We start from the raw sequence: 13,949 nt of genomic DNA, 5'->3' as shown, positions 1-13,949 counted from the left end.
CGCCGCTGCCCACACCTCGCCCGATTACCACGCCCGCATCCAGCGAGTGAAATCTTTCCGCAGTTCGTCCATCGCGAGCGAAAAGATTTTATTTCCGCCCCACCCTGCTCCCACGCGCAATTTGTGCCGACAGACAGGCATGACTTGCCGGACTCAGTGATCGGTCGCAACGAAAGACCATCCACTACCGCACATCGCATGTCCTGAACGGCTCACGCGACGCACTCGCGACCCGCAGGACTCCCCTTCTCTCTCTCCAGATTTTCTCGTGGGCCGCCTCGCGGCAGCCCGCGCTATTGTCATGATTGGACGACGTCAATTTCTTGGCTGTCTTACTGCGCTCGGCGGAACTGTCGTATTGAGCGCGTGCGGCGGCGGCGGTGGTGGTAGTGGTGGTACGCCGGATGCCGGCGGTTCTTCCACGGGCAATTCCGCGAGTCCGTCGAGCACCGCGGCATCACCCTCTACCGGCACGGCAAGCTCCGGCATCTCGGCCTCGACGGGCACGACGGGCACGACCACCGCGAGTATTGCGCCCTCGACGGGTAGCGCGACCACGGTGGCGAACGGCTCGTCGCCGGCGCCATCGAATGGAACGGGACCCATCGATACGTCCGGCTCGGGCGACAGCTCCAGCTCTGCATCAGACCCGAACTCGGGGTCGCCCGGCAACGCTTCGAACGCTTCGCCACAGAACACGACGATCCCGCCGGCGACGGTGATCATCGACAGTCAGAACGCGTCGTGGACCCTGGTCGGCGGGTCCGTCTACAGGAACGGCGTCGCAGCGGGCGACACCTACAACGTTTCGTTGATCCTCTGGTACGGGAGCACGATCTATCACGAGGGAACCGGCGGTCAGTTCTACGGATGGAATGGGACGACATGGTTCGCGTGCAACGACCCGCGTTTGGGCGGCACTTCGGTCGACGGCGCCATGATCCCGCCTGCGACGTATCTGATCGACAAGGCCGGCTCGATATGGACCGTCGTGAACGGCGTCGTGTATCGCAATCGCAATGCCGTCGGCACGATGTCGAATGCTGCGCTGCTGCTGTGGTACGGCGGCAAGTTCTGGGCACAATCGACCGGCGGTCAGTTCTATGTATGCGGCGATGCGGATCAATGGTTGCCGTGCAGCGATCCGCGCACCGCGACCGCGGCGCCGGCCGGCTCGTTTCACGGTATCAACGGGCATTACGACTACCTGTATTCGACGTCACAGATCGTATCGATCATGCAAGCCCTCGGCTGCTCGACGTACCGGCTCAGTTGTACGGACTACGCACCGCAACTCGCCAAGGTCCTGGCGTTGGCGCAAGCATTCCAGCCGGTGGGCTTGACTCTTTTCGTGCTGATCGACGTCGGCATCTACGACGGCAACGGCAACCTGTTCACGAGTGAAGCGGCGGCCTATACGCGGGGCTTCAATTGCGCGGTGACTGTGGCGTCGGCATTACAACCCCACGGCGTGACCATGTATGAATGCGGTAACGAACTGACGCGCGCGAACGGGATCATTCTCGACTCCACCAGCGCGGGAACGAGCGTAGTCGACTTCAACAATGCGAACTGGCCGCTGATGCGCGGTGCGATGCGCGGCATGATCGACGGAGTGAAGTCCGTGCAGGCGGACGCTAAATGCGGCGTCAACTTTTGTGTTGCTGATATCGGCGCGTCCGACGCTCTGTGGGATGGCAAGCAGCCCGATGGCACGAGCGGCCATCCGACCGTGAGGTGGGACCTGACTACGTGGCACAACTACGAGGTGTACGGCGACATCTTCGACATCGGCACCGACGGGTCCGGCCCGGGCTTCGATTTGCCCACCTATTGCAAGGCCCGCTATGGCGTCCCCTTTGTGATCTCGGAATGGAACACTGGGCCGGAGAAGAGCGAGGCGTACCGGGCCAACTACATCAGCTCGCGTCTGCTCACTTACTATCAGGCGAGAAAGACGAAGAACATCCAATCGGCGATGTATTACGAGCTCGATAGCGGAGACTCCACCTACGGCCTGATGATCAACGGCACGGCGCTTGCGCTTCCGTATAACGCGTTCGCGAGCTTTATCGCGAGCCATGCCGATAGCTGAGCGTACGTTGCGACGCGCACTTTCCGATCGGCTTAAACAAGGAGAATGGCCACCAACTGACCGGCAGTTGCAATAACGACAGCCAGCTCGACCGGATTGGCCAGAAGAAGGCCGAGAAAATCTGAATCGATAGCGCGCGCGCGCCAGGTCCCGACAAAACCGACCGACAGAATCAGCCCGAATAAAAGGTCGAATCCAAATCCTGCGGCGATCCATTTGTTATGCCTGACGACATGCTCAGCGAATGCGAACATTGCCAGAAAGGCGATTTGGGATATGAGAACAACCAGTACCGCAATATGCTGCTGATTATCCTTTTTCATTGGCTGGCGGAAATCCGGTTGCTCGAAGCCGCTACGACCTCCTCGCTCGTCTGGCCGAACTTCGGCAATACGGGCGCCTACGGGGCAGACACCCAGGGCAGACACCCGCATGCCCTCAAGTACGAAGTGGGCTCCGGCTTCGGTCGTGGCCTGAGCGCTGTCAGCGCCAGGCCACGACCGACCGTGACCGTCGTACCCACTCCATTCGCGGCGCAACCGTTATTCGACCGCCTCGCCGTGCAGCACCAGGTCCAGTCCTTCGCGCTCTTCTTCTTCGGCAACGCGCAAGCCCATCACTGCGTCGATTACCTTGAGAAGGACGAACGAAACCACCCCGCTGTAGATCAGCGTCGTCGCGACACCCTTGAGTTGCAGCAGCACGTCACCGTCAGCGCCACCGATGTCCTTGACCGCGAACACGCCCGTCAGAATCGCGCCGATGATCCCGCCCACGCAGTGCACGCCGAACGCGTCGAGCGAATCGTCGTAGCCGAGCTTGTGCTTGAGCCACGTGGCCGACCAGAAGCAGACCACGCCCGCGACGATGCCGATCACCAGCGCGCCTACCGTGCCGACGAAGCCCGACGCCGGCGTCACCGCCACCAGACCCGCGACCGCGCCCGACACGATACCGAGCACCGACGGCTTACCCTTGGCCGCCCATTCGGCGAACATCCATGCGAGCGCCGCCGCGGCGGTCGCCACCTGGGTCGCGAACATCGCGAAGCCGGCACGGCCGTCCGCCGCTACCGCCGAACCCGCGTTGAAGCCGAACCAGCCGACCCACAGCATCGCGCCACCGATCAGCGTCAGCGTCAGGTTGTGCGGCGCCATCGACTCCTTGCCGTAGCCGACGCGCTTGCCGAGCACCAGACAGCAGACCAGACCCGCGATACCCGCGTTGATGTGCACCACCGTGCCGCCCGCGAAGTCGAGGATGCCCGCGGTCGCCAGCCAGCCGCTCGGTTCCCACACCATGTGCGCGATCGGCGAGTAGACGAGGATCGACCACAGCGTCATGAACACCAGCATCGCCGAGAACTTCATGCGGTCCGCGAACGCACCGGTGATCAGCGCCGGCGTGATGATCGCGAAAGTCATCTGGTAGACGAAGTAGACCGTCTCGGGGATCGTCGGCGCGAGATGGCTGACGGTCAGCGTCGTGGCCTTGTCGCCCTTGATGTAGTTCATGCCCGTCATGAACACGCGCGAGAAGCCGCCGATGAACGAGTTGCCCGGCGTGAACGCGAGGCTGTAGCCGACCACGGTCCAGACGATCGTCACCAGACAGGTGATCGCGAAGCTTTGCATCAGCGTCGCGAGCACGTTCTTCTTGCGGACCATGCCGCCGTAGAACAGTGCGAGGCCCGGAATCGTCATGAACAGCACCAGCGCGGTGGAAGTCAGCATCCACGCGGTGTCGCCGGAGTTTATCTTCGACGAATCGACCGAGAACGGTGCAGTCGGCGCGGCCGGCGCCGATGCAGCGGCATCCGCCGCGGGAGCCGCGGACGCTTGCGCGACCGGCACGGAGGCGGCCGCGGGTGCCGACGCGTCTTGCGCGAATGCGGGGCTCAGCCCGCCCGCGAGCAACGAGCCCGCCATCAACAAAGTCATCAACAGTTTGCGCATCTCTCTTTCCTCTTGTCCTGTGTCTTTATAGGGCGTCGGCGCCGGTCTCGCCGGTGCGGATCCGGATCACCTGCTCGATCGGTGTCACGAAGATCTTGCCGTCACCAATCTTTCCAGTGCGCGCCGCACGCTCGATCGCTTCGATAGCCTGATCGACGATGTCATCCGGTACGGCGACTTCGATCTTCACTTTCGGCAGGAAATCGACGACGTACTCCGCGCCCCGATACATCTCGGTATGGCCCTTCTGACGCCCAAAGCCCTTGACCTCCGTTACCGTGATTCCAGAGACGCCAAGCGATGACAAGGCTTCACGAGCCTCATCTAGCTTGAATGGCTTGATGACCGCACTTATTAGTTTCAATTTGCCTCTCCGTTGATCGCCCATCCCGATACTGGCCGCCGTTGACGGTGGCTCAGCGCGCGGGGACGTTCAAAGCAACTGTCATGCCATGCGCACGAACGGTATTGGAGCGGGAGAGTTATCGGAGGAGCCGCGCGTTGGGTTTTCGGCGATCAGATGGATGCCGTGAGAGACGGAGCGGGGTTGAATGGCGGGACTGTCAGAAGGCTTCTTCGCGGTATGCGGCATGTACCCAGGCACCATGCGCGAGCGCGCTTTCCTGTTGTCCGTCCAATATGGGGCATGCGTGCACGGTTCCGTCGCTTGCTATTACAGATTCATTAATCGAATCTTCCAGGTTTCCACTCGCAGGCGCGGCACTCGCGGACGCCTGATTGGTCGAGCGCAACTGCGCGTGCTAACGTGAACAGACAACGCGACTCTCGAACAGGAACGCAGCAGGATGATTTCGCATGTATTCGTTGGGGTGAATGACTTTGACCGCGCGTTGAAGTTCTATTCGGCTGTCATGAGCGAGTTGGGACATCAACTGAAGTTTTGCGAGCCAGATAGACCGTGGGCTGGTTGGATGGCTGTGGGTATGCCGCCTCCGCTTTTCCTTATCGGCAGGCCATATGATGGCAACCCCGCAGAACACGGGAACGGCCAGATGGTGGCATTGCTTGCGCCTGATCGTCGTTCAGTCGACTACGCACACGCTACCGCGCTGGCAAATTCAGGTTCTTGCGAAGGCCCTCCCGATTTGCGCGCGCACTATCACCCGAACTATTACGGGGCGTATTTTCGCGACCCAGAGGGAAACAAGATTTGCGTGTGTTGTCACGATCCAGAGTGCGCATAGCAATTCCGGCAGGCTCCGGAGTCCTCCCGCCGATGCGGCTGCGAAGGCGAGCCATGCGCACATGCTTCGGAAAGACGCTCTAGACAATACGGTCCAGCGCCTTGGCGAACCTGGCGACCGAGCCCTCGACGTCATGCAGTTTGTCCAGGCCGAATAATCCGACGCGGAAGGTTTTGAAGTCTTCAGGCTCGTCGCATTGAAGAGGAACGCCGGCCGCGATCTGCAAACCGGCATCGGCGAACTTCTTGCCGGATCGTATGCCGTCATCGTCCGTATAGCAGACCACGACGCCCGGAGCCTGAAAACCTTCGGCCGCCACGCTTTTGAAGCCTTTGTCACTCAGCAGTGAGCGAATGCGCTCGCCGAGTTCAAGCTGCTCGGCTCTCACTTTGTCCAAGCCATATGCTTCGGTTTCCTTCATGACGTCGCGCAGCGTCGCGAGACTGTCCGTCGGCATCGTGGCGTGGTACGCGAACCCGCCGTTCTCGTAGGCTTCCATGATCTGCAGCCACTTGCGAAGATCACAGGCGAAGCTGGTGCTGGTCGTCGCGTCGATTCGTTCGCGGGCGAGCGGGCTGAGCATGACCATGGCGCAGCAAGGTGACGCGCTCCATCCTTTTTGCGGTGCGCTGATCAGCACATCGATGCCACTGGCCTGCATGTCCACCCAGATCGTGCCGGAGGCGATGCAGTCGAGAACGAACATGCCGCCGCCCGCATGCACGGCGTCGGACACCGCGCGCATATAGGCATCGGGCAGCATCATTCCGGATGCGGTTTCCACATGCGGCGCGAACACCAGATCCGGCTTGTGCTCCTTGATCGCGGCGACCACTTCTTCGATCGGAGCCGGTGCATAGGCGGCCTGCCTTTCCTGGCCGACCGGACGCGCCTTCAACACGATCGATTCGGACGGAATGCCGCCCATGTCGAAAATCTGCGACCAGCGGTAGCTGAACCAGCCATTGCGGATGACCAGACACTTGCTGTTCGTCGCGAACTGCCGGGCGACGGCTTCCATGCCGAACGTGCCGCTGCCCGGGACGATTACGGCCGACTTCGCGTTGTAGACTTTTTTCAGGGCGCCGGAAATATCGCGTACGACGCCTTGAAAGAGCTCCGACATGTGATTGATCGATCGGTCGGTGTACACGACCGAATATTCGAGGAGTCCCTCGCGGTCGACATCGGGAAGTAAACCTGGCACGTTCGCCTCCAGTAATTGACGAGTAAAAGAATCGAAAACAAATTCTAACGAAAGCTGCCCGCAGCGGCATCGGCGGAGACGCCTTCGTTACCCATCCGGCCGACGCCGATGGCCTCGTCTCAGCCGCTGCTCACGGGAAGATCGGTGTGGTGGGTTCCGCGCCCTCCAGATCGGCCTTCGGTACATGCTGCGCGACCATCTGCTCGATCTCCTCTTCTCGTGATCCAGGCACGTCGGCCATGATCAGGAACTGGCCGTCGCGTATGGCGCCGCGAAAACGCTCGAGTTGTGCGTTCGGTTCGCCGACGCCGATCATCGCGGCCGTCCAGGCCCCGAAGCCGGCTCCCGCCAACGTCAATGCGACGACGGCTCCGCCCGCAATGGCGAGCTCAGCGGGAGGAAACGCCAGCGCCACGAGGCCAACGAGCGCCCCAGTCGCACCGCCGAGCGCCACGCCGCGTTCGAGGGAGTGCACGACGTCGCTGCTTTGCAGCAAAGTTGCCTCGGGTAACTCTTCGAGTGCGACGCTGTGATTCGCGAGAACATGGATATGCCGCCATGTGATCCGCGACCGCAGCAAGTCGTCTACGATCGCCTTCGCCGTCGTCGTGTCGGGTGCGAGGAAATAAAGGCGTCTCATCTCGATCCTCCATCAATCAAGCCGCCCGCCAACAGGACGATGCTGTTTATCGTACGCCTGCCGCAGGCAATACTGTGGGCGGAGGATCACTGCTGTATGCCAGCTTACAAATTCAGGAAATTCTCTTAAACACGTATGGTTAAGCATAAATCTGCTGCCCGACAATTTCGCGTAGTTCCGGAAACCATGCAGATTTGCAGTCCACATTACGTTAGGCGTCCAATCGGAGGGAAACGATGACACGCGTTCGCGTTCAGGGCTTCACCATCTCGCTCGACGGATACGGTGCAGGCCCGAATCAGGACATTGACAATCCGCTCGGCGTTGGCGGGACGGAATTGCATCAGTGGCTAGTCCCAACCCGCACGTTCCAGCGGGCCTTGTTCGGCAACGACCGCGGTACGACCGGCGTTAACGATGATTTCGCCGCCCGTGGCTTTGAGAATGTCGGGGCCTGGATTCTTGGGAGGAACATGTTCGGCCCCATTCGTGGGGAGTGGCCGGACACCAACTGGAAAGGCTGGTGGGGAGACAGTCCGCCATATCACGTCCCGGTCTTCGTCCTGACCCATCATCCGCGTGCCCCGATCGAGATGAAAGGCGGCACGACGTTCCACTTCATCACAGGGGGCATTCGCGAGGCGCTCGACCGCGCCCGCGAGGCCGCTGCCGGAATGGACGTGCGGATCGGCGGTGGGCCGCAGACAATCCGGCAGTATCTCTGCGAGGGCCTCATCGACGAACTGCACATTGCCATCGCGCCGGTCCTGCTCGGCCGGGGAGAATCGCTGTTCGAAGGGATCGACTTGCGGGCTCTGGGGTACCAATGCGTTGAATTCGTAGCGTCGGACAAAGCCACGCATGTCGTTTTAAGGCGCCAGGAACACACGGACGCCTAACCCGGTCTCGTACCGCATACTTCGGTGAATCGCCCCCCGAAAGGATCGACATGGTTGCCAACCTTGCACGCTCCTGGTTGACCTGGAGCGCGCCTGCGGCCGCTGCGCAGGCCGCCGGTCGCCCGCTCGTGGCGCTGGAATCGACCATCATCGCGCATGGCATGCCCTACCCGGAGAACGTTCGCACCGCGCGCGAAGTGGAGGCGTTGATCCGTGACGCGGGCGCCGAGCCGGCGACGATCGCGCTGATCGGCGGCCGAATCCACATCGGCCTTTCGGATGACGAACTGGAAATGATCGGCCGTTCCGACCACGTGCATAAGGTCAGCCGCCGTGACCTGCCGGCGGTGCTGGCTCGCGGCGGCCTGGGCGCCACGACCGTGGCTGGCACGATGATCTGCGCGGCGCTGGCCGGCATCGAGGTCTTCGTCACCGGCGGCATTGGCGGCGTACACCGAGGCGCCCAGGACACCTTCGACATCTCGGCGGACCTGCAGGAACTGGCGAAGACCTCAGTCGCGGTGATCTGCGCCGGTGCGAAGTCCATCCTGGACATCGGGCTCACCCTGGAATACCTGGAAACCCACGGCGTGCCGGTGCTCAGTTGCGAACAGGACAATTTTGCGGCGTTCTACACGCGTGACAGCGGCTTTCGCGCGGACTTCAGGCTGGACGACGCGGCGGAGCAGGCACGCTTCATCCGCACCAAGTGGGACCTCGGCCTCGGCGGCGGTGTGGTGTTGAGCACGCCAGTGCCGGAAGCGGCAGCGATGTCGGCCGAGGAGATCGACGCGCTGACTCGCCAGGCGCTCGACGAGGCCGCTGCGCAAGGAATCACCGGTAAGGCCGTCACCCCGTTCCTGCTGGCGCGCATCAAGGCGTTGACAGGCGGGCGCAGCCTGGCGACAAACATCGCGCTCGTAAAACACAATGCCGAGGTCGGCGCAAGGCTGGCGCTGGCGTTGGCACGCTCGAAGCGCGCGTCGGGCGCGGTGTAACCGCGTGCTATCTTTTACGGATTCGAAACCTTCCTGTCAGGACGGCTCGTGGACGTCGCCGTATGGCTGCACAGCCTCGGAATGGAGCGGTATGAACCGGTGTTTCGCGAAAACGCCATCTATCACGAGCTTGGCGACAATTCGATGCCCTATCCACTGGGCAACATACATCCTCGCTTCTGGTCCTGGTATATGGGCGCAAGCAACTTCACCGGGGCACTGGGAGACTTCCTGGCGGCCATTCAGGGTTCTAACCTGGGTGGCGGCAATCATGCGGCGGCTTTGATGGATCAGCAGGTCGTCGACTGATGCCAATCGCCCTCGATCCTCACAAGTGGTTGCACGCCCCGTTCGAGGTCGGCTGCGCGCTCGTTCGCGACGCCGCTGCACATCGAGGCACATTCGCGCAGACTCCGGAGTATCTGCAACCGACACCGCGTGGAATCGCTTCGGCTCCCTGGTTATATGAGTATGGATTGCAGACGTCCAGAGGTTTCCGCGCGCTCAAAGTCTGGATGGCTCTGAAACAGCATGGCGTCGAGAAGTTCGGTCGTCTGATCGATCAAAACATCGCGCAGGATCGCTACCTCAGTGTTGGTATGCTTAACGCTACGAACGGCGGAGCCGCGCCCCATCTTTCTGTCTTGGACCGCAAGGTTGACGGAACCCAACGGAGGGCAGCATGAATAAAAGCAATGCGAGCAGAATAATCGGCGCAACGTTAGTCGCGGCCATCGCGAGTGGCTCGGCCTATGCGAACGGGCAACCCGGTCTTAGCGCGACGACCGACGTGATTGCACAAAAGGTGGCGGCATCGGGTTCACCTCCTCGACCCAAGCCGGATACTTCGATAGTTCGCGACGTTCGCCGGGCCCTCAGGCGCGTACCCGATATGGATGATTCAAAGATTCATATCAGGGCGAGCCACGGCGTCGTTACGCTCACCGGGACGGTGCCGGAAAGCTGGCAGATCTCGCGCGCCGCCAATGCGGCGAGATCAGTGCTCGGTGTCAAGTCGGTGAGGAACAGATTGACCGTGCGAGAGAGCGACGAAGCAGCCATTGAGCACCGTCCCGCGACATCGGCCGGATAAGTAGTTGATGCTCGACAGATCGGACCGGATTGCACCTTTCGTGTGGGCCGGTCGCCTGCGTTTGCTGTCGCTCTACGTTGTACTCCACCCCAAACTGAATATCGAAGAGGTCAGGGTCGAAGGCCGCTCGACGCCAACGGGCTCCCCCTAGCGTCAACTGAAACCGGAGGACGTGGCAGCGATTCTCGCTGACGCTATGGAAGGCGTGAACGCGAAGCTGGCGGCGATAGACGCCTCATGGACGCAGCACTAACCATTTCGATCCCTGACGATAAAGGCGGCTTAATGCCGCCTTTTTTAATCCTGCACTAGCAGGAATATGCAATAGAAATCGAGATGTCCGACACAATCGTAAATAGCTGTCAAAACGGGCTTATCCCGAATTAAAGCGATTGACCGTGGTCCGTTTCGATGATTAATTCGCGAGGTATCGCCTGAAAACTCTTGAGGAGTGTAATGGAGCAACTGAAACAGCGAAGCAGCGGGACGGATTGGACAGTCGAGGAAGAATGCGATCTTTGCCGTATCACCTATTCGATCTACTCAAACTTCCCGCCGATGCCTCACGCGCAGGCCCTGAACGCCGAAACCGGCGAGTTCTTTCCGTTTGACAGGGTTCGTGAGCTGAAATCCGGCTACGCGATGGCCGAAGCGCTGGGTTACGCATGGGCGTGCAATTGTCGCGGGCGTGCCCCCAAACGGTTCAATGAGCAGTTCGAGCTAAGAGACTCCACCGGCAAGCGACAGGCGCGGGTGCGTTACAGGATTCGCGTCGGTTCGAGGGTCATCGCGAAAGGTGTCACCGATTTCCAAGGGCGAACCCAGCGTGTTTCGACAGATAACGCAAAGCAGGTTTCCATCGAAGTTGCCGGGCAATAGGGGTGGAAAGCAGGTGAGTCTTCCATCACTGGTGAACACATGACGAATGAATTTTTGAAAAAGAATAGCCAATATTTAAGTACCGACGAGCATGAAGAATGGACCGAGGTCGGCACAGCCATTACCAATATCACTCCTGGGTCAATATCCAATGTCGTGATCAATACCACCCGTATCTGCCCCAACATGAGTAATAACGAGTTTAGAAAAGAGGTCATGCGGGCGCGCGATGCTGGTGCATCTTTAATCAAGGAGCGCATTGCTGCAGTAGCACGCTGGGACGCCAAAGAGCAGGACCGTGCCAAAATTTATTTCGCCCGCGCGGACGAAGAAATCCGAAGCACTCTGGCTGCTGGCCTGCCGCGCTTACTCGCCGCGATGCAAGAACTCGTGCCAGAAAAAATTGTGCGATGGGATAGCGAACTGAACAGGACCCTTACATGCTCACCCAAACCGGATCACGGTGACAACGCGGCTGCTGTTTGCAAGCCCGACTCGCAGAACCGCGTTATTGCCATATATTCGAAGTTTTGTAGCTTCAAATTCGGCGCATTGTGGCGAGAATGTAAGATCAAAACGCTAATCCACGAATGTACTCACTTTACCGACACTTTTGACTCCCTTGACCGCGTGTATGCTGACACTGAAGCTGGACTCAAGACATATGCGAAGAATCATCCCGACGAAGCGATTCGCAACGCGGACAACATCACCGGTTATATCGCAACATTCGACAGGGAAGTGACATGAGTACTATGCTAGGTTTCAGCCGCCGTATTGCTGCCGTGTCCATCATATCCATGTGTCTTTATGGATCAGCTAGTGCATGCTCGATCTCAAAGGTAGCGGGACTCCAGTTACCATTCAGCACCACGGATCTTTCAAATGCAAATAGGCTGACGATTGCAGACGCAGTGATTACCGCAAGGCAATGGCCTGAAGTGCAAATTCAGGCAGTTGTAATTGCCGGTGCCTATATTAGCGAAGGCAATTTGGAACAGCTAAAAAAAGATCGTGCCGAGAACGTGAAAGCGTATTTGAAACAACTTGGTATCAGGAGTGAAAATATCATAATCGAGCCCAAGACTTTTACGGATCAAATGGTAGCAAAGCGCCCGGACGGCACATTGGACATTGAGCAGATCGTCGTGGAACTAACCCCGATCTGTAGCGGCGGCTGTGAACGACTATGCGACGATCCGCGCGTAGTGCCGACGAGCAAGGCTATCAGATAGAAATTCGCCCCGCTTAGGCGGGGGCTTTTACCTTGGGCGCTTCGGCGTTGCAGATCGCGCGTCGTGTCACGCAACGACCGAACATGTCACCGATTTCCAAGGGCGTACCCAGCGTGTTTCGACAGATAACGCAAAGCAGGTTTTCATCGAAGTTGCCGGTCAATAGCGATGGACAGCAGGTGAGTCTTCCATCACTGGTGAACACATGACGAATGAATTTTTGAAAAAGAATAGCCAATATTTCAAGACCGACGAGCATGAAGAATGGACCGAGGTCGGCACAGCCATTACCAATACAACTCCCGGGTCAATATCCAATGTCGTGATCAATACGACGCCTATCTGTCCAAACATGAGTAACAAGGAATTCAGACAGGAGGTCATGCGGGCACGTGATATCGGTGCGGAGTTAATCAAGAGACGCATTGAGGGTCTTGCGCGTTGGGACTTGAAAGAGCAGGACCGTGTGAAATTCTACTTTGCACGTGCGGATGAATCTACAAGAACCGTGCTCAGCCATGGTTTGCCGCGATTGCTCACAGCAATGCGGGAGTTAGTACCAGAAAAGATTGTGCGATTTGACAGCGAAACAAACAGGAAGCTGTCCTGTGCAGTCAGGCCAGATACGGGAGACAATCAGGCCGTAGTCTGCAAACCTGATTCGGAAAAGCGTGTCATCGCTGTCTATTCCAAATTTTGCAGCAGTCCATTTGGTCAGTTGTGGAGCACGTGTAAGATAAAAACAATAATTCACGAATGCACTCACTTCACCGACACTTTTAATTCAGAAGACTGGGTTTACACCGATAAGGCATCGGGCGCACGGATATTCGCCGAAAATCATCCGGATCAGGCTATCCGAAACGCAGACAACATAACCGGCTATATCGCAACATTTGACGGAGTAAATCTCACATGAGTAGAAGGCTGAATTACAGGGCTGGCGCCGTGGCCGCACTGCTCGCCATCTCGCTCTGCTTTTTTGGATCAGTTCGTGCATGCACGATAGGAGAGAACGTAGCGCTTGAGTTGCCCTTCAACGCTACCGCGCTTTCGACGGCGGATCGACGTGCGATTGCGGGAGCCGTAGGTGAGGCAAAGAAGTGGCCCAACGTGCAGATTCAGGCGATTGTTATGGCTGGCGCGTATATTGGTGAGCGCAATCTGGAAGAGTTGCAAGACCGCCGTGGTCAGGTTGTGAAAGCGTATTTGAGGAAGCTTGGCATCAGGAGCGAGTACATCATGATCGATCCCACAACTCTTACTGAGGGATATGTTGTGAAGCGCCGCGACGGTAGCCCGACTGTTCGTCAGATCGAAATCGAGTTGACTCCGATCTGTAAAGGTAGCTGCGCGTGGATGTGCGACGATCCCCGAGTCACGCCCCGTAGCAGAGTGATCAACCCGTAAGAACACGAACAGGCTCCGCTTCGGCGGGGCTCCGCAAAGTCGTGAGTCTTGCAGGCAAGCGGCACCACCATGACTCGGCATAGGCCACGTCCGCGCGTAGTGCCACGAGCGAGTATGGAAATCGCGCACGCGCTTCGTCATGCGAACGTGCGCCATCCAACGGGAGATATCCGGCGAAGCAGTCTTTCTCGCCGACGAGCAGCCCGTCGAACTGCCCATGCTGTCGCGATAGACGATCACCTCTGGAGCCGGCCCGTCCATCACCGCGAGTGCCGCCGCCACGACGCTCTCAGCCGCGTTGGTCACGCTGCGACAACCGGGCGTGTCCAGGTG

General features: G+C 59.2%; 17 protein-coding genes. 12 read left to right on the top strand and 5 right to left on the bottom strand.

What is annotated here, in order from left to right:
- Positions 1-301: 301 nt before the first annotated feature.
- On the top strand, positions 302-2,095 hold the full coding sequence (locus tag QFZ91_RS02325; protein WP_429566099.1) for a hypothetical protein: 1,794 nt from the start codon (positions 302-304) through the stop codon (positions 2,093-2,095).
- A gap of 32 nt (positions 2,096-2,127) precedes the next feature.
- On the opposite strand, the gene QFZ91_RS02320 is transcribed toward QFZ91_RS02325, so the two are convergent.
- The 3 genes from QFZ91_RS02320 to QFZ91_RS02310 all read right to left on the bottom strand — a co-directional run bounded on the left by QFZ91_RS02320 (position 2,128) and on the right by QFZ91_RS02310 (position 4,414).
- The gene (locus QFZ91_RS02320) at positions 2,128-2,418 is read right to left on the bottom strand and encodes a hypothetical protein (RefSeq protein ID WP_176111852.1); all 291 of its coding nucleotides are present in this window, start codon (positions 2,416-2,418) and stop codon (positions 2,128-2,130) included.
- A gap of 219 nt (positions 2,419-2,637) precedes the next feature.
- Positions 2,638-4,050 (bottom strand): ammonium transporter, encoded by a 1,413-nt coding sequence (locus QFZ91_RS02315; RefSeq protein WP_429566098.1) that lies wholly within the window; start codon positions 4,048-4,050, stop codon positions 2,638-2,640.
- 25 nt (positions 4,051-4,075) lie between these two features.
- Entirely contained in the window at positions 4,076-4,414 is a 339-nt protein-coding gene (locus QFZ91_RS02310; protein WP_013094289.1) for a P-II family nitrogen regulator, read from the bottom strand.
- Positions 4,415-4,856: 442 nt separating this feature from the next.
- Here QFZ91_RS02310 and QFZ91_RS02305 point away from each other — a divergent pair, with 442 nt between their 5' ends.
- Positions 4,857-5,255 (top strand): VOC family protein, encoded by a 399-nt coding sequence (locus QFZ91_RS02305; protein WP_429566097.1) that lies wholly within the window; start codon positions 4,857-4,859, stop codon positions 5,253-5,255.
- A 79-nt stretch (positions 5,256-5,334) separates the two neighbouring features.
- Here the strand turns inward: QFZ91_RS02305 and QFZ91_RS02300 are convergent, their stop codons facing one another.
- Both QFZ91_RS02300 and QFZ91_RS02295 read right to left on the bottom strand, forming a co-directional pair.
- Positions 5,335-6,462 carry an aminotransferase class V-fold PLP-dependent enzyme gene (locus tag QFZ91_RS02300; protein WP_429566096.1) on the bottom strand — a complete coding sequence of 376 codons (1,128 nt, stop codon included), beginning with the start codon at positions 6,460-6,462 and terminating at the stop codon, positions 5,335-5,337.
- A 130-nt stretch (positions 6,463-6,592) separates the two neighbouring features.
- Positions 6,593-7,102, bottom strand: coding sequence for a DUF1269 domain-containing protein (locus QFZ91_RS02295; RefSeq protein ID WP_176111848.1), 510 nt, complete (start codon positions 7,100-7,102; stop codon positions 6,593-6,595).
- Between the two features lie 236 nt (positions 7,103-7,338).
- Here QFZ91_RS02295 and QFZ91_RS02290 point away from each other — a divergent pair, with 236 nt between their 5' ends.
- The 10 genes from QFZ91_RS02290 (at position 7,339) to QFZ91_RS02245 (ending at position 13,616) form a co-directional block, all read left to right on the top strand.
- A complete protein-coding gene (locus QFZ91_RS02290; RefSeq protein WP_429566095.1) occupies positions 7,339-8,001 on the top strand; it encodes a dihydrofolate reductase family protein in 663 nt (220 codons plus the stop codon).
- 50 nt (positions 8,002-8,051) lie between these two features.
- Positions 8,052-8,999, top strand: a complete 948-nt coding sequence (locus QFZ91_RS02285) for a pseudouridine-5'-phosphate glycosidase (protein WP_429566094.1) — start codon at positions 8,052-8,054, stop codon at positions 8,997-8,999.
- Between the two features lie 48 nt (positions 9,000-9,047).
- Positions 9,048-9,308: a hypothetical protein gene (locus QFZ91_RS02280; RefSeq protein WP_368715233.1), complete on the top strand. Its 261-nt coding sequence runs from the start codon at positions 9,048-9,050 to the stop codon at positions 9,306-9,308.
- Positions 9,308-9,685, top strand: a complete 378-nt coding sequence (locus QFZ91_RS02275) for a pyridoxal-dependent decarboxylase (RefSeq protein WP_429566093.1) — start codon at positions 9,308-9,310, stop codon at positions 9,683-9,685. Before QFZ91_RS02280 ends, QFZ91_RS02275 begins: the two co-directional genes overlap by 1 nt.
- Complete coding sequence (locus tag QFZ91_RS02270; RefSeq protein ID WP_429566092.1) at positions 9,682-10,092, top strand: BON domain-containing protein; 411 nt, start codon at positions 9,682-9,684, stop codon at positions 10,090-10,092. Before QFZ91_RS02275 ends, QFZ91_RS02270 begins: the two co-directional genes overlap by 4 nt.
- Positions 10,093-10,548: 456 nt before the next feature.
- Positions 10,549-10,971, top strand: coding sequence for a hypothetical protein (locus QFZ91_RS02265; RefSeq protein ID WP_429566091.1), 423 nt, complete (start codon positions 10,549-10,551; stop codon positions 10,969-10,971).
- A 39-nt stretch (positions 10,972-11,010) separates the two neighbouring features.
- Positions 11,011-11,721, top strand: a complete 711-nt coding sequence (locus tag QFZ91_RS02260) for a M35 family metallo-endopeptidase (protein WP_429566090.1) — start codon at positions 11,011-11,013, stop codon at positions 11,719-11,721.
- Positions 11,718-12,206, top strand: a complete 489-nt coding sequence (locus QFZ91_RS02255; protein ID WP_429566089.1) for a hypothetical protein — start codon at positions 11,718-11,720, stop codon at positions 12,204-12,206. The genes QFZ91_RS02260 and QFZ91_RS02255 overlap by 4 nt, the downstream gene beginning before the upstream one ends.
- Before the next feature lie 205 nt (positions 12,207-12,411).
- A complete protein-coding gene (locus tag QFZ91_RS02250; protein WP_368715230.1) occupies positions 12,412-13,125 on the top strand; it encodes a M35 family metallo-endopeptidase in 714 nt (237 codons plus the stop codon).
- Positions 13,122-13,616 carry a hypothetical protein gene (locus QFZ91_RS02245; protein WP_176366758.1) on the top strand — a complete coding sequence of 165 codons (495 nt, stop codon included), beginning with the start codon at positions 13,122-13,124 and terminating at the stop codon, positions 13,614-13,616. Before QFZ91_RS02250 ends, QFZ91_RS02245 begins: the two co-directional genes overlap by 4 nt.
- Positions 13,617-13,949 lie beyond the last annotated feature (333 nt).

Origin of the sequence: Paraburkholderia sp. JPY419, assembly GCF_050435705.1 — a bacterium.
In the GTDB taxonomy this organism is placed as follows: domain Bacteria; phylum Pseudomonadota; class Gammaproteobacteria; order Burkholderiales; family Burkholderiaceae; genus Paraburkholderia; species Paraburkholderia youngii.
This window is presented reverse-complemented; position numbering and strand designations above follow the sequence as displayed.

Bases quoted from the DNA above. Each gene is read 5' to 3' on its own strand.
- QFZ91_RS02325 (WP_429566099.1), top strand. From the start codon at position 302: ATGATTGGACGACGTCAATTTCTTGGCTGTCTTACTGCGCTCGGCGGA.
- QFZ91_RS02320 (WP_176111852.1), bottom strand. From the start codon at position 2,418: ATGAAAAAGGATAATCAGCAGCATATTGCGGTACTGGTTGTTCTCATA.
- QFZ91_RS02315 (WP_429566098.1), bottom strand. From the start codon at position 4,050: ATGCGCAAACTGTTGATGACTTTGTTGATGGCGGGCTCGTTGCTCGCG.
- QFZ91_RS02305 (WP_429566097.1), top strand. From the start codon at position 4,857: ATGATTTCGCATGTATTCGTTGGGGTGAATGACTTTGACCGCGCGTTG.
- QFZ91_RS02295 (WP_176111848.1), bottom strand. From the start codon at position 7,102: ATGAGACGCCTTTATTTCCTCGCACCCGACACGACGACGGCGAAGGCG.
- QFZ91_RS02290 (WP_429566095.1), top strand. From the start codon at position 7,339: ATGACACGCGTTCGCGTTCAGGGCTTCACCATCTCGCTCGACGGATAC.
- QFZ91_RS02285 (WP_429566094.1), top strand. From the start codon at position 8,052: ATGGTTGCCAACCTTGCACGCTCCTGGTTGACCTGGAGCGCGCCTGCG.
- QFZ91_RS02275 (WP_429566093.1), top strand. From the start codon at position 9,308: ATGCCAATCGCCCTCGATCCTCACAAGTGGTTGCACGCCCCGTTCGAG.
- QFZ91_RS02270 (WP_429566092.1), top strand. From the start codon at position 9,682: ATGAATAAAAGCAATGCGAGCAGAATAATCGGCGCAACGTTAGTCGCG.
- QFZ91_RS02265 (WP_429566091.1), top strand. From the start codon at position 10,549: ATGGAGCAACTGAAACAGCGAAGCAGCGGGACGGATTGGACAGTCGAG.
- QFZ91_RS02260 (WP_429566090.1), top strand. From the start codon at position 11,011: ATGACGAATGAATTTTTGAAAAAGAATAGCCAATATTTAAGTACCGAC.
- QFZ91_RS02255 (WP_429566089.1), top strand. From the start codon at position 11,718: ATGAGTACTATGCTAGGTTTCAGCCGCCGTATTGCTGCCGTGTCCATC.
- QFZ91_RS02250 (WP_368715230.1), top strand. From the start codon at position 12,412: ATGACGAATGAATTTTTGAAAAAGAATAGCCAATATTTCAAGACCGAC.
- QFZ91_RS02245 (WP_176366758.1), top strand. From the start codon at position 13,122: ATGAGTAGAAGGCTGAATTACAGGGCTGGCGCCGTGGCCGCACTGCTC.